This is a genomic window from Methylobacterium sp. A49B (assembly GCF_053346215.1).
The window spans coordinates 430917-448008 of record NZ_JBKFBO010000117.1; the positions used below are offsets into that span (position 1 = coordinate 430917).

A 17092-nucleotide genomic window follows, 5' to 3' on the forward strand; every position below is an offset into this window, starting at 1 on the left:
TCCGCGCGGAGCCGTTATCCGGCTTCGCGCGGTTCCGCGGCGGAGGGCCGCCGCCGAAACGGCCGCCCGGGCATCACGATGAGCCAAGTCCTTTCCGGGCAGGTCCCCTCGGAGATCCTGCTCGTCCCCCGAGGCGACGCCGGCCACTTCCTGCCCGCGGCCCTGTGCTGGATGGGGAAGCCGGTCACCGTGACGGCGGACCCGGGCGGGGCGAACCACGTCCTCTGCCTGCCGGTGCTCGATTTCGTCCGTCTGGGCTTCCCGGAGGCGAACGGGCGCCTCGATCTGCTGCGGCCCGGGGACGCCGAGAACCTGCGTGACGGGCGGGCGGCGCTCCTGCTCGACCTGTCGAACGAAGGGCCGGGCCTTCACGGGCCGACCTTCGAGGCGCTCCACCGCAACCTCGACGGGCTCGGGATCCCGCGCGCGCGGGTCATCCTGGTCTCGCAGAACCCGGTGCTGCGGCTGGACTACGAGCGGCTCTACGGCGAGGGTCTGCGCTTCTGGTCCTTCGAGTTCTTCCCGCTTCAAGTCGCCCTGTGGCTCGACGCGGAAGCAGGGCCGCGCCTGTTCCCGCAACACCCCGTCGACCGCGCCGGGTACGCGCCCCTCGCGCGCGCAACCGGACCCGCTCGCTTCCTGTGCCAGAACGCCGCCCTGCGCTGGCACCGGGTGCTGCTCTACCGGTGGTTCCAGCTCAACGGCCTTGACCGCGAAGGACTGATCTCCTTCCACGGGATCGGGGCCGACAACCCGAAGGCGGGCGGCATCAATGTGTTTCACGCGCCGCCGGAGATCGCGGCCGCCTTCGCGCCGCTCCTCGCCGGTGTCGGCGACTGGATTCCGCGCCAAGCCCGGCGGATCGACGCCGACCAGGGCACCGATATGGTGATGACCCTGGATACCGGGGCCTACGCGGCGTGCGACCTGACGGTGATCTCGGAGACGGACTTCTTCGAGCTCGGCGTCGAGCGTGTGACCGAGAAGTCGCTGAAGGCCGCGGCGGCCGGGCTGCCCTTCGTGATGGTCGGCGCCCCGCGGGCGGTGGCCCGGCTCTCGGAACTGGGCTTTGAAACCTTCGGCAACCTGATCGATCACTATTACGACCTGATCGCCGACCCGGCGGAGCGCCTGCCGCAGGTGTTCCGCTCCATCGAGCGGGCGTGGTCCGCCTGCCGGGGCGACCGCGCCGGCTGGCAGCGCCGGGCGCGGGAGCAGGCGGAGGCCAACGTCGCGCACGCGCGACGTGGGCTCCTCGCGCAGCTCGACCGGGTGATGGTGAGGCCGCTCGTCCTGCGTCTGGCCCGGTTCGCGGAGACCGGCGAGATCGCCCGCTGATTGGCGCACCCCGTGATCGCGGAGCCGACACTGCCGGAGTACCAGTGCGGGGCCTGCGGCCGCGGGCATTTCGTCTCGGTTCCGTTCTGCCCGTTCTGCGGATCCCGGCAGGATGATCCCCGGCCACCTGCGTCGCCTGCCGTGCCACGGGTCGTCAGCCGCGACCGTGCCACGCCGACCGATCCTGTCCCGACGCCATCCCCGAGCGGACCCGCCACGCCGGACCGGCCGCAACCGGGCGCGCGCAAGCAAACGACACCGCATCCGGCGGCGCGGAAGACCTCACCCTCGCGCTGGAGCCTGCGTCTACGCCAGGCCGTTCTGGCGGCCCTGATGGTGGCAGCGCTCGCGACCCTCGCACCCGAGCGGCAGACGGGCGCACCAACACCGTTGCGGATCGCGGTCGGGCCGGCCTGGACCGCCGTGTCGCTCGCGCCGGTCCGCGCCGCGCCGCAGCTGCACGTGAGCGGTGACGGCGCGTTCAGCCTTCGAATCGACGGGACGCGGGTGGTGCGCGTCGCGCCGGACGAGGGGATCACCGTCGGGACGTCCTACCTGCGCAGCCTCGAACTGCGCGCCACACGCCCGACGATCGTCACGCTGGCGCCGCAGCGGGACTGATCGAACCGGCCTCACGCAGCGTCTCCGCCATGCGCCGCACCGCCGGATCCATGGCGCGCTCCGGCACCGCGGCGTAGCCGAGGAGCAGGCCCGGCGCCGACGATCCGGCATAATAGGTCGAGAGGGCGACGGCGGAGAGGCCGGCCCGCGCCAGCGCGGTCGCGGCGGCCGCGTCGGTGAGCGTCGCGGGCCAAGCCGGTCCGGGCCGGGCGATGAGGTGCATCCCACCCTCCATCGGGGCGATCGTCACGACATCCGCGGCGCCGCGGCCGGCCGCCTCGACCAGCGCGGCCTGTCGCAGGGCGTAGAGCCGTCGCGTGCGGCGCAGATGGCCGGCGAGATGTCCCTCCTCGATGAAGCGGGCGAGGGCGAATTGACCGATCACCGGGGGCGGCGGGCCTGTTCCGGAGAGGGCTTGGCTCACCGGTCCCAGGAGGCCCGGCGGCAGGACGAGGTAGCTGAGGCCCATGGCGGGCAGGAGGAGCTTGGAGAAGCTGCCGACGTAGATCACCCGTCCGCGGCGATCGAGAGCCCGCAACGGCGCCAGGGGACGCCCGGCGTACCGATAGGCGCCGTCGTAATCGTCCTCGACGATCCAGCCGGACGCTGCCTCGGCCCAGTTCAGGAGATCGAGCCGGTTCTTGAGGCTCATGGCATAACCGAGGGGGTAGTGCTGGGCCGGCGTGACCACGGCGAGCCGCGCCCCGGGCGCCAGGGACGCGGCCCGGCTGGCCGAGAGGCCACCGGGACCGATCGGCACCGGAACCGGCCGCAGCCCGGCCTGCGCGAGGGCCTGGGCGATCCCCGGAAAACCCGGCTCCTCGACGAGGGCGGTCTCGCCGGGATCGAGGAGCAGCTCCGCGATCAGCCGGAGACTCTGACGGATGCCCGCCGTGACGATCACGTCCTCCGCCGTGCAGGCGACGCCCCGGGCCTGCCCAAGATAGGCGGCGATGGCGCCCCGGAGCGCGGGCGATCCGCGCGTATCGGGCCGCTCCGCCGGACCGTGGCGCCATTCGGCCTGGAGCAGGCGCGCGTAGACTGCGTACGGGAAGGCGTCCAGCGCCGGCCGGCCGAGCGCGAATGCGTCGGCGGCGCCGGGCTCCGCCATGAAACGCCGCTGCGCGGCGCCGACGAGGCGGGCGCCGCGCCGCGACAGGTTCGGCAGCGGCGCCTGAGCGGGCGCCTCGGCCCGCACCGAGGCCGGCACGCTGTCGTCCGGAAGCGTCGCCGCCACGCGGGTCGAGGCGCCGGGCCGCGCCGTGAGGTAGCCCTCCGCGGTGAGCTGCTCCAGGGCGAGTACCACCGTGCCGCGGGCGCAGCCGAGATCGGAGGCCAGAACGCGGGAGACGGGGATCCGGGCGCCGCGCGGCAGCCGACGGTCGAGGATCGCGGCGCGCAGCGCCTCGCGGAGCTGCGCGTGGAGTGGCAGGGGTGAGGCGGCGTCGAGGCTGAGGGAGAGGGGCGGGATCGCCCGGGCCATGGGACGAAGCGGTCCAGTCGAGTTTCGGAAACTGGACCTTTCTCCTGGTCCGCCGATAGGTCAATCGGCTTCTCGCGGTGACGCCGCCCAAAGTCGTTCCGAGTGCCGTTTCGAGACCCGCCTCCATGTACCAGCCACCGCATTTCCGCGAGGGGTCCCGGGCCGCGCAGCACGCGCTCATCCGTGCCCATCCGCTCGGCCTCCTGGTCACGGCCGGGCCGGCTGGGCTGCTCGCGAACCCGATCCCGTTCCTGCTCGACGAGGCCGGTCCGCACGGGACCTTGCGAGCCCATCTCGCCCGCGCCAACCCGCAGGGGCAGGAACTCGCGGCGGTCGCGGAATGCCTGATCGTGTTCCAGGGCCCGCAGGGCTACGTGACGCCGGGCTGGTACGCGAGCAAGCGCGAGCACGGCCGGGTCGTGCCGACCTGGAACTACGCCACGGTCCACGCCTGGGGCCGGCCGCGGGTGATCGACGACCCGGCCTGGCTGGGGCGGCAGGTGGCCGACCTCACCGCCCTGCGCGAGGGCTCCCGCGCCGAGCCCTGGGCGGTCTCGGACGCGCCGGAGCCGTTCGTCGCCGGGCAGTTGCGGGCGCTCGTCGGCGTCGAGATCCCGATCACCCGCATCGAAGGGAAGTGGAAGATGAGCCAGAACAGGCCCGAGGCCGACCGGCACGGGGTCATCGCGGGTTTCCGCGCCGAGGGCGCGTCGGACCTCGCCGGGCTGGTGGCCGAACGGAGCAACGCATGAGCACGCGTCTCAATACTTTCGGACAGCCGATCGGTCCCGCCCTGCCGGACTGGACGCCCCGTCCGCGCCCGCCCCGGACACCGATGGAGGGACGCCTCTGCCGGCTGGTGCCGCTCGACGCGGAGGCGCAGGCGGACGCCCTGTTCGCGACCTACAAAGCCGCGGCCGACACGCGCGGCTGGACCTATCTCGGCGACGACATGCCGGAGAGCGCGGCGGCCTACCGGACGCGCCTCGAAGCCCAGCAGGCGAGCCAGGACCCGCTGTTCCACACGATCCTGGACCGCGTCAGCGGCGACGCCCTCGGGATCGCCTCCTATCTCCGGATCGATCCCGGCAACGGCGTGATCGAGGTCGGCCACCTGCATTTCGGGCCGCGGCTGCAACGCGCGCCGGCCGCCACGGAGGCGATGGCGCTGATGATGGCCCGCGCCTTCGACGAGCTGGGCTACCGGCGCTACGAGTGGAAATGCGATAGTCTCAACGCCCCGTCCCGGGCGGCGGCCCTGCGCCTGGGGTTCACGTTCGAAGGCATCTTCCGCAATGCCGTCGTGGTGAAGGGCCGCTCCCGCGACACGGCGTGGTTCTCGATCACGGACGCCGAATGGCCGCGGGTGCGCGCCGGCTTCACGGCCTGGCTCGACCCGTCGAACTTCGACGCCGAGGGTCGGCAGCGGCGCGGGCTCGCGGAGATGCGCGAGGCGGCACGGTGACGGCGGGAGTCCGCTGGAGAAAGGTCTTCCGGAGGATCGTGCGTTACGGGTCCGTCGCGAGCACCGCGAAGCTGGCGAGCCAGTGCGAGCCCATGTAGTGGGCCGTCAGGTGCGGGAGGCTGGTCTCCAGATGGATCTCGGCCGCCGCCAGCATCGCGGATCGGCGGGGATCGGTCGCCGGCAAGACGCCCGCCAGGGCACGGAAGCACCATGCCCGGCTGAGGTTCAGCCCGTCGAGATGGGCGATCTTACCGTCGCTGCGATCGCTCACGATCGCCGGCTCGAACAGGGTGGCGGGCTGGCGAGACGCGAGGCGCGGCAGGTAGCGATCGAACCAGGGCAGGAATCGCCCGGCCGGCAGGAGGCGCCGCATGCACTCGGCCTCGATCAGAGTCGAGGACAGGAAATCGTCGCCGCTCGGCTCGCCCCAGGCCGGACAATCGCCATCTCCGCCGTACCAAGCCTCGGCCGTGTCGACCATGAGCTTGGCCAGGACCGCGTCATGCGCGCCCTCAGCATAGTCGAAGGCCATCCGGAGCCCGAAGGCGGTGTTGAAGTGGGTCCCGACCCGCACCGGATAGCGGGCGAGGGGCAGGAAGTCGCGGACGCGCTGCGCGAACAGCTGGGCGAGCGGTGCGAGCGCACGCGACCAGCGCGTCTCCGGGAGATACGACAGCTCGTCGGCGAGCTTCAGGAGCCAAGCCCATCCGTAGGGACGCTCGAACCCCCGGGCGGTGGGTGCAGCGAGGTAGCGGCATTCTCCGTCGATCGTGTCGGGTGTCAGCTGCCGGTCGAACAGGGCGTGGATCGCGGCCGCCTGCGCACCCGCCGGAAAGCGCCGGAGCACGCGGGCCAGGAGCCAGTAGCCGTGCACGCAGGAGTGCCAATCGTAGCTGCCATAGAAGACCGGATGCAGTGCGGACGGCGTGCGCGCATCCTCCGGCCCTGCGAGCACATGATCCAGCTTGTTCGGATATTCCTGCGTGACATGCCCGAGCGTGACGGCGGCGAAGCGGCTCGCGGCCTCGGTGGTCAAGGGGTGACGCAACGGAGCCTCCTTGTGCGGTTCCAGACCATACTCTGCCGATGACGTCAGCATCGCCGCTCTCGCGAGCGCGGCGCCGCGACACCGCAGGGGCCCTGCTGATGATCCGGCCTCCTATGGTCCCGGCGCCGACGAAGGCTTCTGCGATCCCACGTGGCGGCCCAGGAAGTCGCGCGTCAGGCTGGCGATCTGGTCCGTTGCCTCATCCAGCGCGAAGTGCCCGGCGTCGAGGATGTGGAGCTCGGCTTTCGGCATGTCGCGGAGGTACGCTTCCGCGCCCGGCACGATGAAGGAGGGGTCGTGGCGTCCCCACAGCACGAGCGTCGGCAGTGGATGGTCCCGCATCCAGGCCTGCCAGGCCGGGTAGGACGCGACGTTCGTGCGATAGTCGTAGAGAAGTGCCGCCTGGATCTCCCGCCGGCCCGGTCGCGCCAGGATGGCGTACTCGTCCGCCCAGGTGTCCGGGTTGTACCGCTCAATGTCGGGGCTGGTGCCAAGGTGGCGCTGCTTGGCCGCTTCGAGGGAGGTGAAGGCATCGACCTGCTCGGGATGGGCGGCCGGATCGGCCCAGTAGTCGGCGATGCCGCGCCACTTGGCACCCAGGCCCTCCGAGTAGGCGTTGGCGTTCTGCACGATCAGCGCGGTCACCCGCTCGGGATGCGCCAGCGCCATGCGGAAGCCGACCGGGCCACCGTAATCCTGCATGAAGAGGGTGTACCGCTCGATGCCGAGCTGCGCGACCAGCGCCTCGACGGTCGAGGCGAGGGCGTCGAAGGTGTAGGTGTACTGCCCGGGCGGCGGGGCGTCGCTTTGACCGAAGCCCGGGTAGTCCGGGGCGATCAGGTGATAGCGGTCGGCAAGCAGTGGCAGCAGCGGGTCCCACTGTCGCGACGATGACGGATAGCCGTGCAGCAGCAGGATGGTGGGCGCGTCACGCGGACCGGCCTCGCGATAGAAGATGCCGACGCCGTTCACATCGGCTCGATGATAGGTCGTCGTCGCCGAGACGGAGGGAAGCGGCTTCGGCGACCCTTGCGCGAGCGTCAAGGCGGTTGCGGCGGCGAGGATGGCCTGTGTCGGCATCATCGATCTCCCACATCGATCTCCAACGACCCAGATAGGGGCGGTGCGCCGGATGCGACACCGCGCGCGCTTGCCCGCTGCCGAGCCTCCTTCGCTGGGGTCGATCGTGACCGTGGCGCAGACGCCGGCGCCCGCACCGATACGGCGGGTCGCCACTTCGGTTCCCGCCGCCGGCCGGCCGGGAAACTCAGCCTTCCCTCACGGTTCCGCCGCCAGGAACGCCTCCGCGCTGCGCAGGCTCAGCGCCATGATCGTGAGCGCCGGATTCGCGGCGAGCGAACTCGGGAAGGTCGAGCCGTCGCAGATCCACAGGTTGTCGATGTCGAAGCTGCGGCCCACGGGATCGACCACGGCGGTCGATCCGTCACGCCCCATGCGGCAGGTCCCGATCGTGTGGGCGACACGTTCCAGCACCCAGATGTCCTCAGCCCCGGCCTCCTCCCAGAGACCCCGCATCACCGCCGTGGCGTGCGCGTTGAGCCGGTTCTCGTTGGTGCCGTAGCCGAAGCTGATCTGCGCCTTGCGCATTCCGCGCGCGTCCCGCTCGTCCGACAGGGTCAGCACGTTCGCGTCGCAGGGCAGCGTCTCGCCGTTGATGCCGATGCCCGCCAGGCGATTGTAGCGGTCGAGGTAGTCGAGGAGCGGCTGTCCCCACAGGCCGCGCCCGCGCGCCGCTGAATTGCCGAAGGTCACCGGCACCACGCCGAGGCTCTGGATCAGGTAGCCGCCGGCAAAGTCGGCGCCGGGGCGTATGAAATCCTCCGTGATCAGCGACGAGGGGTAGCCCCGGTTCATCCGCACCTCGTGCGGGAACGTACCCCAGACCTGGGTGGCTACGTGGCCCATGTAGTTGCGGCCGACCTGATCGCTCGAGTTGGCGAGCCCGAGATGCAGCAGCAGGCGTGGCGTCTCCACGGCTCCGGCGCAGAGGAACACCGCGCCGCAGCGCTGGCGCCGGTCCTCTCCACCCTGCCGGTAGACGACCCCGGTGATCCGCCCGTCGGCTCCGCGCTCGAGGCCGTGGACGAACGCCTCCGGCCGGATCTCCGCACCGCGGGCCACCGCGAGGGGCAGGTAGGTGACGTCCATGCTGGCCTTGGCACCGTTGCGGCAGCCCTGGTGACAGTAGCCGCAATTGATGCAGGCGTTGCGCCGCGGACCGTCCTCGGACTGGAAATCCCGCGACACCACTGCGGCCGGCGCGTCGGCCCAGCGGATGCCGCGCGCATCGCAGGCCTGCGCCATGAGCCGCGCGGGGCCGTTGCGGGGCACGGGGGGGAGGGGGTAGCGCCGGTCGGCATCCCAGGGATAAGCCTGCGCCCCGGAGACGCCGAGGAAGCGCTCGACACGCTCGTAGAACGGGCGCAGCTCGTCGTAGGTGAGGGGCCAGTCCACCCCCTCGCCGGTCTCCGTGTGGAGACGCAGGTCGCGGGCATCGGCCCGGGGCACGAAGGCGCCCCAGTGCAGCGTAGAGCCGCCGACGCCGGTACCGCTGTTGTTTGCCCCGAAGGCCTCCGGCGTCGAGCCGCCGCTCAGGCGCTCCTCGGTCCAGTAGATCTCGTCCGCCAGCGTCTCATCGAAGGCGAAGCGCTCCGGCGTGAAGTTCGGCCCCGCCTCCAGGGCCACGACCTTCAGTCCGGCCGCGGCGAGACGGGCGAGGAGGGGCGCGCCGCCCGCGCCGGTTCCCACGATCACGGCATCGACGGCCTCGTCCCCGCGGTAGGTCCGCATCCCCGCGAGGTTCATCGCGCCGCCTCCGTGTGGAGCGCCCGAGGCTCCCAGGCCTCCGGCGCGTCGAGCCCGACTTCGTGGAAGCCCGGCAGGCCGTCGGCGATCTCCCCGGCCCGGTCACCGCCCGCCCCGATCCCCGAGAAGCCGATCCGCGCCAGCGCCGCCGGATGGCTAAGCCAGAGCCGGACCGCGTCGGCGCGCAGATCCTCGAACCAGAACCGCATCCGGTCGGCGTCGAGCCGGCCCCCGAGGGCGTCCGGGACCGCGAGGTCCGCGCGCGCGCAGAGGGTCAGCAGCGCGTCTTGATCTCGGCCGTCCAGGACCACGAAGGGTCGGTCATGCGCGGCCCGGGCCGCGGCATCCAGGGTGCGCAGGGCCGCCCGGTAGGCGTCCGGGTCCGGCGGCAGCGCCAGAAAGCGCCACCCGTCGCCGCCTCCCGCGGCCAGCCGCCGGTCGAGGCGGGCGGCCAGATCCAGGTGCGGCACCGGCATGACCCGGCAGAGGGCGGCGCGGAGGATCGCGAGTTCCACGGGATCGACGGCGTCCGGCTGGTAGTCCGGGTCGTCCGGCGCGGCGCGCGCGTCGAGGGCATCGCGCAGGCGGCCGTTCACCCGCTCGGAAGCGATCAGGGCCGCGTAGGCCGGCGGAACCGCGGGGCCGGTCCGAACCGGAACGCGGGGCCGGTCGACGATATGCGCGCGAATCTGGTCAGCCAGGATCTCGGGCCGCTCCAGCGGCAGGAGGTGGCCGACGCCGTCGACCGTGACCCGGCGATGATGGGCGAGGTGCGGCGCCATCAGGGCCTGCTGCGCATCGGCCCCCAGGTCGGCGTCCTCGGATCCCGCCAGGATCAGCGCGGGCGTGCGCAGAACGCCGATGCGGCGACACCAATCCTCGCGGGCACCTGCTTCGAGCCAAGCCTTCCAGGCCGCCGGCTCGGCTCGCAGGACATCCGCCACCGCGCGGTCCTCAAGATCCGGATCCAGCCGCACCCCGACATTCTCCCGCACGAAGGCGCGCGCCTCGCGGCGCCGCGTCTCGCCATCCCCGTCGATCCACGCGAGCATCCTGTCGCGCCGATCCTCCGGGATCGGCTCGGGGCTCGGTGGCGAACCGGAGATCAGGATGAGGTCAGAGAGGCCGGCCAGACTCGGCTCCCCGTCCTCGGCGCGGCGCGCCAGTGCCAGCGCGACCTTGGCGCCCATGCTGTGTCCGGCGAGGCCGAAACGTTCAGGCGCCCGCGCGCGAATCGCGTCGGTGACGGCATCGGCCATCGCGGCGACGGAATAACCGGGCGTCGCCGCCGACGCGCCGAAGCCGGGCAGGTCGACCGGGATGCATGTCGGCTTGCCGTCGAGGGCGCCTGCAAGACGATCCCAACTTCGGGCGCTGCCGCCCAGGAAGTGCAGGCAGAACAGGACTTCAGGTTCAGACATCGCGGAGACATCGCGCGGCCCCACACTGCTTCAAGCGTACGCGACGCCGCATGGCCGAAGTCTTGGTGGCCGAAGTCTTGGCGAGTTGGCCCGGCGCGGCGGATTGGCCCGGCCTTTGGAGCATGCGATCAGGCGGCCGGGAGTGTGTGTCGATGTCGGATCTCGAACAGGCCTGGCGGGTGGAGGAGGCCTGCCTCAACGCGTGGCCGAGCCCGCGCCAGCTCTTGGTCCACGGCTACCTTCTGCGCGCCGCCGGGGGGCGCTCGAAGCGCCAGAATTCCGTAAACCCCTTACGCGGAAGCGGGGCGCCCGAGCCGGCCCTCGCGGCGGCCCACGCGGTCTATGCGCGTCTCGGCCAGAGGCTGATCGTCCGGGTGCCGGCCATCGCGTCGCAGATGGAGCCGCTTCTCGCGCGATCCGACTACGCCGTCGTGGACGAGACCTGCACCCTCTACCGCACCCTCGATGATCTGCCGGCCGACACCGACCCGTCGGTGACGGTCGCTGCGTTGCCCGGGGCCGATTGGCTGACGCTCTGGGACGCGGTGAACCGGGCCGACACCGAGGCCGCGCAGGTGTTCCGCGAGACGGTCGCAGCCCTCGTCCTGCCGCGCGCCTTCGCGGCGGTACAGACCCGAGCCGGGATCGCGGCCATCGCGTTCGGCGTGCTCGACCGCGATCTGCTGGTGCTCGAATCGGTCGCGACGCCCGAGCCTCTGCAAGGCCGCGGCCATGCCCGGCGCGCCGTGGCCGCGCTGCTGCACTGGGGACGGAGGGAGGGCGCCAGGGCCGCCTGCCTGCAGGTCGTTGCGGCGAATACACCCGCCCGGGCGCTCTACAGCGCGCTCGGCTTCGAGCAGGAATTGTATCGTTATCACTACCGGGTCGGGCCGATGCCGGGCTGAGTGCCGCCGAATGCGGTCTCTGTCTGATGGACGCCGCGGCCCGGATTGCTTCGCCGTGCTCGCGAAGTCGGCGGCGCAGGCATGGTCCGGGACGGGGATCAGGCGTCGAACAGCGAGCCCTGCCGCGCCGACCCGGTCGCCGCGGCGCTCCGCCTGCCGGGCGCTGATGGCGCGCCGGCACCGCTGCGCCGGGCTTGTCGCGCCGAGGGTGCCGGGTCGGTCGATCCCTGGGGCAAGGCTTCGACGGTCCCGTCGGCGAATTGCAGGCTGAGGCGTTCGGCAGCGGCCGCATCCGCGGCGCGCCGGACCGGCAGCCCCGCGGCGTCGCGCACCAGCACGTAGCCGCGTTCCAGAACGGCATGGTAGCTGAGCGAGCCCAGCAGGCTGGCCAGGCCGTCCAGACGGTCGCGGCGCCGCTCGAGGCCGCGGGAGGCCGCCTGGGCAAGGCGCTCAGACAGAGCGAGGAGGCGGTCGGTGCGGCGCGCCTGCAGCGCCCGCGCCCGCTCCAGGCTCGCCTCCCGGGCGACGACGAGGCGACGCCCGAGCTGGACCAGGGTCTCGCCTTTGCGCTGGACGTCGTTGCGCAGGGCGTGCAGCGGCCGGTGGTCGATCCGCGCCAGCCGCGCGCGGGCATTGGCCAGCGCCACGTCCGGCGAGCGCCGGGCCATCCGGTCGAGGAGGAGCTGGAGCCGCGCCCGGTGCCGGCTGGCCCCCGCCGCCAGCGCCGGCGAGAGGCGCGCCTCGGCGAGGTCGAGCCGCTGGCGCTTGGCCGCCAGCAGGGCATCGGCGCCTGGCAGGGCGCGACCGAGGGCGCGCAGGTCCGCCCGGTCACGCTCGATCCTACGTCCGACCGCGCCGGTTCCGCGCGCCGACAGGTCGGCCACGGTGGCGATGAGGTCGACGCGGACCGGCACGGCCATCTCGGCGGCTCCGGTCGGGGTCGGGGCGCGGCGGTCGGAGACGTAATCGATCAGTGTCGTATCGGTCTCGTGCCCGACCGCGGAGATCAGCGGGATCGCGCTCTCGAACGCCGCGCGGACCACGCATTCCTCATTGAAGGCCCAGAGATCCTCGATCGAGCCGCCGCCGCGAGCCACGATCAGGACATCGGGGCGCGGCATCGGACCGCCGGGCGGAAGCGCGTTGAAGCCCCGGATCGCGGCGGCCACCTCCTCGGCGGCGCCATCGCCCTGTACCCGCACCGGCCAGACCAGGACCGGGCGGGGAAACCGGTCCTCCAGCCGGTGGAGGATGTCGCGGATCACCGCGCCGGTGGGCGAGGTGACGACGCCCACGACCCGCGGCAGGTAGGGAATCGCGCGCTTGTGCTCGGGGGCGAACAAGCCCTCGGCGGCGAGCTGCTTCTTGCGCTCCTCCAGCAGGGCCATCCAGGCGCCGAGGCCTGCCGGCTCCAGGCTCTCGACCACGATCTGGTACGAGGATTTGCCCGCGAAGGTGGTGATCCGCCCGGTGGCGATGACCTCAAGCCCCTCCTGGGGCCGCTGGCGCAGACGTCCGAACACGCCCTTCCAGACCACGGCGTCGATGCGCGCCTGCCCATCCTTGAGGGAGAAGTAGGCGTGGCCGGAACCGTGCTGCCCCCGATAGCCCGAGATCTCGCCGCGCAGCCGCACGTGGCCGAACGCATCTTCGAGGGTGCGCTTCAGGGCGCCCGCCAGCTCGCCGACCGTCCATTCCGGCTGGTTGGCGGTGAGCACGCTGGTCGGCGGGACATCCGCCGCTGGCTGGGCTGCGGGGCGCGGGGGCGGAACGAGGGGCATGGCCGGACGCTAGGGGGCTCCGGCGGGACAGTCAAAGGGATGGCGGGCGGTGAGGTGTTGGCTGCAGGAGCCGCCTACTCCACCGCCAGTTCCCGCGGCCCGTCCGAGATCGCCACTCGGGGCACGAGGAGCGACAGGAGCAGGGTCAGCACCGCCACCGCGAAGACCGTCCAGAACGTGCCGTGCAGCGCGTGCTGCAGCCCGTCGCGGATCGCGTCGCCGCCGCCGCCGAGGCTCGCCGGATCGTCGAGCAGGCGCCGGAGCTGATCGGCATCGACCACCGGGCCGGTCGTCGGGTGCGCGAGCCTGTAGTTCAGCACCGCGCCAAGGACGGTCGCGCCGAGTGTCGAGCCGAGGTTGCGCGAGAAGATGTTGGAGGCGGTGGCCGCCCCGCGCTGGGCCCAGGCGACGCTGTCCTGGATGATCACGATGGCGGCGGTCGACAGGAAGCCCATGCCGAGCCCCATCACGATCGAGCCCCCTGCCGCCACGACCGGCGAGGTTTCCGAGCCGAGGATCACGAAGGCGACCGCGCCGAGCGGCAGCAGGCTCGCGCCGACCAGCAGGATCGCCCGCAGGCCGAAGCGCACGAAGCTGCGCGCGGCCGTGGTGGCGCCGATCGGCCAGCCCAGCACCATGAGGGTCAGCGTCAGGCCGGCCACGAGCGGCGATTGCCGCAGCACGCCCTGCACGTACATCGGCAGGAACGCCGTGAGCCCGATCACCGTCATGCCAGAGAGCAGCGTCGCGGTGTTGGCGGTGGCGATGGGGCGCTGCATCCACAGGCGCACGTCGAGCATCGGGTCCGCGGCGCGGCGCTCTTGCACGATGAACAGGATCGCGGCCACGACGAAGCCGACGGCCGGCCACAGGGCCGCGGCCACGGATTCGCCAGCCTCCGTCAGTGCCATCATGAGGGCCGCGATGGCGGCGGTGAACAGGGCCGCCCCGATCGTGTCGATCTGTCGGCTGCGGCGCGCGACGCCCTCGTGCAGGTAGCGCAGGAACAGCCCGGCCGCGATCACGCCGATGGGCAGGTTGATCCAGAAGATCCACGGCCAGCTGAGATGGCCGATGATCAGGCCGCCGACGAGAGGACCGGCCACCGACGAGATCCCCCAGACGCTCGCGAGATAGCCCTGAATCCGGCCGCGCTCGCGCGCCGCGTACAGGTCGCCGACGACGGTGAGGCTCACCGGCTGGATGGCCCCGGCGCCGACCCCCTGTACGAGGCGGAACAGGATCAGAGACGGCATCGACCACGCGACGCCGCACAGGAGGGAGCCCGCCAGGAACACCGCGATGCCGAAGAGCAGCACCGGGCGGCGTCCGTACAAGTCGGACAGCTTGCCGAACACCACCGTGGTGGCCGTCTGCGTCAACAGGAAGGACGCGAACACCCAGGCGTAGAGGTGGAGGTCGCCGAGCTGGCCGGCGATCTGCGGCATGGCCGTCGAGACGATCGTCGCCTCGATGGCGATCATGAACATCACCGCCATCACCGCGGCGAGGACCAGCGGGCGGCGCGTCTCAGGGGGTGTATGCATGACGACGGTCTAGGGCGGCCCTGGACGGCCACCTAGCGACGCGACGGGGGTCCTCATGCGACCGGAACGAGCGCAGTGCGGGAACGCACATCGTCTGAGGCACAGCCTCGCGGCGCATGCATGCATTCTGGCGCGCAATGCGCCTGACGCATGCATTCCGCGCGGGACAGTCAGGCTTCCGCGTCGGCGTCGAGATCGCGCCCGCGCGTCTCGGGCAGGAAGATTGCCGCCACCGTTCCGATCAGGCTGAAGGCGGCGAGGTAATAGGCCGGCGCCAGCCGGTCCCCGGTCGCGGCGATGAGCCAGTTGACCATGTAGTTGGTGCTGCCGCCGAAGACCGAGACCGAGACCGCGTAGACGATCGACAGGCCGGCGCTTCGCACCGCCCGCGGAAGCGCCTCCGGAATGCCGACGATCACCGCTGCGGCGTTGATCGACGACAGGGCGGAGAGCAGGAAGGTGACCGCGTAGACGCTCGCGGCGCTCGGCGCCCGCACCACCCAGGCGAATGCCGGCACGGCCAGGATCAGGATCAGCGCGCGGGGCCAGATCATGACCGGGCGCCGGCCGACGCGATCGGCCAGCCAGCCGCCCAGCAGGGGAAACACCACCGAGGCAAGCCCGAGCGCGATCGGCACCGCCGTAGCAGCCGTCTCGCTCAGGCCCAGCGTCGCGCCGGCGAAGACCGGCATGTTAGTTCCGACCGCGTTGGAGACCGTCGAGGCGGCGATGACCAGGAAGGTCAGGCCCAGAAGGCGTCCGTGATCCCGCAGGAGCCGGCCGACCACCGCCAGGGTCGAGGCCGCCGCATGCGGATCCTCGTCGGCCCCGGCCGTCTCCGGCAGATGGCTGCGGATGACGAGCCCGACCGGCACGACGCACAGGCCGAGCGCGAACATCAGGCGCCAGCCCCACTGGCTCATGGCCTGGTCGCCGACCGCTAGGGCCAGGCATGTCGCGATGATCCCGGCGAACAGAGCGGCACAGCCCTGGCTGGCGATCTGCCAGCTCGTGACGAAGCCGCGCCGGTCCGGCGGCGCGGCCTCCAGCAGGTACGCCGTGGACGGGCCGACCTCGCCGCCCAGCGCGAGGCCCTGGACGAGGCGTCCCGCGATGACGATGACCTGCGCCCAGCCGCCAATCGCCGCATAGGGCGGGCAGGCCGCCAGCATGAGCATGCCGAGCGCCATCAGCGCGATGGTGATCAGCATCGCGGGCTTGCGCCCCGCCCGGTCCGCGAAGGCCCCGATCAGCACGCCGCCGATCGGGCGCATCACGTAGCCGATGCCGAAAAGGGCCAGCGACGCCAGGAGGCTATGGGTCGGGTCGTTGGCCGGGAAGAAGGCCTCGCCGATCGGCTTGGCGAAGAAGGCGTAGACCGTGAAGTCGTAGAATTCGAGTGCGTTGCCGAGCACGACCGCGCCGACCGCCTTCCGGTCGAGGGGAGGGTGGGCTTCCGCGCCGGGGGGGGCTCCGATCCGCGCGTCCATCAGCGCTCAGGGCCCGCCGGATGCTTGGCGATTCCGCCGGTCACGGGATCGGCCCCGGCCGACACGGCCTCGTCGTAGCCGGACAGCCAGAGCACGCGCGCCTCCGTGCCCTCCGCGTATGGACAGGCCTCGCGGGCCAGACCCTTGCCGGGCGCGGCCTTGCCGAGCGCGCGCGCGTCGAGGTCGTTGGGGGGTGACTCCATCCTGCCGCGGCTCCTGATCCGTCGCGTCGCCATCATGTCCGCCGCGATGTAGGGCGCAACGGATCGGATGGCCGCCCTCAATTCAGCGTCGGATCTCCCGGCGACGGCAGCGAGACGGCCTCGCTGAACGGAAACTCCAGCACCACCTCGTCCGCGGCATCGGTGACAACCAAGCACGCCGTCATCAGGCGGGCCTGATCCTCGGGCGTGCGCAGGGCGGCGCGGATCGTGGCGCGGGCCTTCTCCCAAGCCTCATCCGGATCGCGGAGTTCGATGCCGGCGGGGTCGGTGATGAGATCCTCGCCGATCTGGGTGTGGAAGAAATAGCGCGGCATGGCGTTCGGCCCCGTTGGGATGTCCGCGACGGCGGGCGGCCTCCCCCAGGTGGTAATCGCGAACGGCCGGCGCAGCACCCTGTCCCGCGCCATCCCCATGCCGGATCGCGCGGTGCGGTGTTCAGCCGTTGGCGGCGCGGGCCTCGGGCGCAGCCGGCACGGGACGAAGAGTCCGGACCTGCGCGGAGGCGCCGCCAGCGCGATGGTGCTTCTCCATCATCATCAGCGGCCTGAGTTCCGGCTCGGCGAAGTCGAGCAATTTGGCGTTGCGCCAGCGCGGCTTCGCGTTGCCGCGGCCGAACCAGCGCGGACGCTCCTCCTCCACGAGGAGGATCAGCCGCCCGGTCCAGGTTTTCCGAAACCAGAAGCGTCCGGTCAGACTCATCGCTGCTCTCCCGACCCTGCAGCCGAGCTTCGCCGCTCGAACCGACTCCACACAATCTTGGACGGACCGATACCTGACTTGGTTTAGAATGGGTCTTCGATCGCATCGATGACCGGTCCGGCCACCGATATCCACAGCGTCCTGGCCGCAGGAAGACCGCCGTCTCAGCGCCCGAAATGATGGATGAACAAGGCCATCACGCCGAGCCAGACGAGACCCGAGACGCCGTAGACGAAGCCGCGCA

16 protein-coding genes are annotated in these 17092 nt (G+C 71.9%); 5 read left to right on the forward strand and 11 right to left on the reverse strand.

Features of this window, described 5'->3' with window-relative positions:
- The first annotated feature begins 78 nt into the window (after positions 1 to 78).
- Both ACLBX9_RS23300 and ACLBX9_RS23305 read left to right on the forward strand, forming a co-directional pair.
- Positions 79 to 1338, forward strand: coding sequence for a hypothetical protein (locus tag ACLBX9_RS23300; RefSeq protein ID WP_447720581.1), 1260 nt, complete (start codon positions 79 to 81; stop codon positions 1336 to 1338).
- A gap of 333 nt (positions 1339 to 1671) precedes the next feature.
- A complete protein-coding gene (locus ACLBX9_RS23305) occupies positions 1672 to 1959 on the forward strand; it encodes a hypothetical protein (protein WP_158169196.1) in 288 nt (95 codons plus the stop codon).
- Here the strand turns inward: ACLBX9_RS23305 and pdxR are convergent.
- Positions 1934 to 3442 carry a MocR-like pyridoxine biosynthesis transcription factor PdxR gene (gene pdxR, locus ACLBX9_RS23310; RefSeq protein ID WP_447720582.1) on the reverse strand — a complete coding sequence of 503 codons (1509 nt, stop codon included), beginning with the start codon at positions 3440 to 3442 and terminating at the stop codon, positions 1934 to 1936. The two genes, ACLBX9_RS23305 and pdxR, sit on opposite strands and share 26 nt — an antisense overlap.
- Before the next feature lie 125 nt (positions 3443 to 3567).
- On the opposite strand from pdxR, the gene ACLBX9_RS23315 reads away from it, so the two are divergent.
- Together ACLBX9_RS23315 and ACLBX9_RS23320 are read left to right on the forward strand one after the other, a co-directional pair.
- Positions 3568 to 4194, forward strand: a complete 627-nt coding sequence (locus ACLBX9_RS23315; RefSeq protein ID WP_010684040.1) for an FMN-binding negative transcriptional regulator — start codon at positions 3568 to 3570, stop codon at positions 4192 to 4194.
- On the forward strand, positions 4191 to 4907 hold the full coding sequence (locus tag ACLBX9_RS23320; RefSeq protein WP_447720583.1) for a GNAT family N-acetyltransferase: 717 nt from the start codon (positions 4191 to 4193) through the stop codon (positions 4905 to 4907). Before ACLBX9_RS23315 ends, ACLBX9_RS23320 begins: the two co-directional genes overlap by 4 nt.
- Positions 4908 to 4950: 43 nt before the next feature.
- Here the strand turns inward: ACLBX9_RS23320 and ACLBX9_RS23325 are convergent, their stop codons facing one another.
- The 4 genes from ACLBX9_RS23325 to ACLBX9_RS23340 all read right to left on the reverse strand — a co-directional run bounded on the left by ACLBX9_RS23325 (position 4951) and on the right by ACLBX9_RS23340 (position 10202).
- A complete protein-coding gene (locus tag ACLBX9_RS23325) occupies positions 4951 to 6006 on the reverse strand; it encodes a DUF2891 domain-containing protein (RefSeq protein WP_447720584.1) in 1056 nt (351 codons plus the stop codon).
- Positions 6007 to 6066: 60 nt separating this feature from the next.
- A complete protein-coding gene (locus ACLBX9_RS23330; protein WP_447720639.1) occupies positions 6067 to 7035 on the reverse strand; it encodes an alpha/beta fold hydrolase in 969 nt (322 codons plus the stop codon).
- A 198-nt stretch (positions 7036 to 7233) separates the two neighbouring features.
- A complete protein-coding gene (locus ACLBX9_RS23335; protein ID WP_447720585.1) occupies positions 7234 to 8781 on the reverse strand; it encodes a GMC family oxidoreductase in 1548 nt (515 codons plus the stop codon).
- Positions 8778 to 10202, reverse strand: a complete 1425-nt coding sequence (locus ACLBX9_RS23340; RefSeq protein WP_447720586.1) for an alpha/beta fold hydrolase — start codon at positions 10200 to 10202, stop codon at positions 8778 to 8780. Before ACLBX9_RS23340 ends, ACLBX9_RS23335 begins: the two co-directional genes overlap by 4 nt.
- A 152-nt stretch (positions 10203 to 10354) precedes the next feature.
- On the opposite strand from ACLBX9_RS23340, the gene ACLBX9_RS23345 reads away from it, so the two are divergent.
- A complete protein-coding gene (locus ACLBX9_RS23345; RefSeq protein ID WP_447720587.1) occupies positions 10355 to 11107 on the forward strand; it encodes a GNAT family N-acetyltransferase in 753 nt (250 codons plus the stop codon).
- Between the two features lie 98 nt (positions 11108 to 11205).
- Here ACLBX9_RS23345 and xseA read toward each other — a convergent pair whose 3' ends face one another.
- The 6 genes from xseA to ACLBX9_RS23375 all read right to left on the reverse strand — a co-directional run bounded on the left by xseA (position 11206) and on the right by ACLBX9_RS23375 (position 16848).
- Positions 11206 to 12888 carry an exodeoxyribonuclease VII large subunit gene (gene xseA, locus ACLBX9_RS23350; RefSeq protein WP_447720588.1) on the reverse strand — a complete coding sequence of 561 codons (1683 nt, stop codon included), beginning with the start codon at positions 12886 to 12888 and terminating at the stop codon, positions 11206 to 11208.
- A 74-nt stretch (positions 12889 to 12962) separates the two neighbouring features.
- Positions 12963 to 14435 carry an MDR family MFS transporter gene (locus ACLBX9_RS23355; protein ID WP_447720589.1) on the reverse strand — a complete coding sequence of 491 codons (1473 nt, stop codon included), beginning with the start codon at positions 14433 to 14435 and terminating at the stop codon, positions 12963 to 12965.
- 170 nt (positions 14436 to 14605) lie between these two features.
- Positions 14606 to 15925 (reverse strand): MFS transporter, encoded by a 1320-nt coding sequence (locus tag ACLBX9_RS23360; RefSeq protein WP_447720590.1) that lies wholly within the window; start codon positions 15923 to 15925, stop codon positions 14606 to 14608.
- On the reverse strand, positions 15925 to 16128 hold the full coding sequence (locus ACLBX9_RS23365) for an Rmf/CrpP family protein (RefSeq protein WP_010684030.1): 204 nt from the start codon (positions 16126 to 16128) through the stop codon (positions 15925 to 15927). The genes ACLBX9_RS23360 and ACLBX9_RS23365 overlap by 1 nt, the downstream gene beginning before the upstream one ends.
- 77 nt (positions 16129 to 16205) lie before the next feature.
- Entirely contained in the window at positions 16206 to 16463 is a 258-nt protein-coding gene (locus ACLBX9_RS23370; RefSeq protein ID WP_010684029.1) for a DUF6894 family protein, read from the reverse strand.
- A gap of 121 nt (positions 16464 to 16584) precedes the next feature.
- Positions 16585 to 16848 (reverse strand): hypothetical protein, encoded by a 264-nt coding sequence (locus ACLBX9_RS23375; RefSeq protein WP_010684028.1) that lies wholly within the window; start codon positions 16846 to 16848, stop codon positions 16585 to 16587.
- Positions 16849 to 17092: the final 244 nt, after the last annotated feature.

Coding starts and splice junctions, on each gene's coding strand:
- ACLBX9_RS23340 (WP_447720586.1), bottom strand. CDS start 10,202: ATGTCTGAACCTGAAGTCCTGTTCTGCCTGCACTTCCTGGGCGGCAGC.
- ACLBX9_RS23305 (WP_158169196.1), top strand. CDS start 1,672: ATGGTGGCAGCGCTCGCGACCCTCGCACCCGAGCGGCAGACGGGCGCA.
- ACLBX9_RS23320 (WP_447720583.1), top strand. CDS start 4,191: ATGAGCACGCGTCTCAATACTTTCGGACAGCCGATCGGTCCCGCCCTG.
- ACLBX9_RS23325 (WP_447720584.1), bottom strand. CDS start 6,006: ATGCTGACGTCATCGGCAGAGTATGGTCTGGAACCGCACAAGGAGGCT.
- ACLBX9_RS23315 (WP_010684040.1), top strand. CDS start 3,568: ATGTACCAGCCACCGCATTTCCGCGAGGGGTCCCGGGCCGCGCAGCAC.
- xseA (WP_447720588.1), bottom strand. CDS start 12,888: ATGCCCCTCGTTCCGCCCCCGCGCCCCGCAGCCCAGCCAGCGGCGGAT.
- ACLBX9_RS23345 (WP_447720587.1), top strand. CDS start 10,355: ATGTCGGATCTCGAACAGGCCTGGCGGGTGGAGGAGGCCTGCCTCAAC.
- ACLBX9_RS23330 (WP_447720639.1), bottom strand. CDS start 7,035: ATGCCGACACAGGCCATCCTCGCCGCCGCAACCGCCTTGACGCTCGCG.
- ACLBX9_RS23355 (WP_447720589.1), bottom strand. CDS start 14,435: ATGCATACACCCCCTGAGACGCGCCGCCCGCTGGTCCTCGCCGCGGTG.
- ACLBX9_RS23370 (WP_010684029.1), bottom strand. CDS start 16,463: ATGCCGCGCTATTTCTTCCACACCCAGATCGGCGAGGATCTCATCACC.
- ACLBX9_RS23365 (WP_010684030.1), bottom strand. CDS start 16,128: ATGGAGTCACCCCCCAACGACCTCGACGCGCGCGCGCTCGGCAAGGCC.
- pdxR (WP_447720582.1), bottom strand. CDS start 3,442: ATGGCCCGGGCGATCCCGCCCCTCTCCCTCAGCCTCGACGCCGCCTCA.
- ACLBX9_RS23335 (WP_447720585.1), bottom strand. CDS start 8,781: ATGAACCTCGCGGGGATGCGGACCTACCGCGGGGACGAGGCCGTCGAT.
- ACLBX9_RS23300 (WP_447720581.1), top strand. CDS start 79: ATGAGCCAAGTCCTTTCCGGGCAGGTCCCCTCGGAGATCCTGCTCGTC.
- ACLBX9_RS23375 (WP_010684028.1), bottom strand. CDS start 16,848: ATGAGTCTGACCGGACGCTTCTGGTTTCGGAAAACCTGGACCGGGCGG.
- ACLBX9_RS23360 (WP_447720590.1), bottom strand. CDS start 15,925: ATGGACGCGCGGATCGGAGCCCCCCCCGGCGCGGAAGCCCACCCTCCC.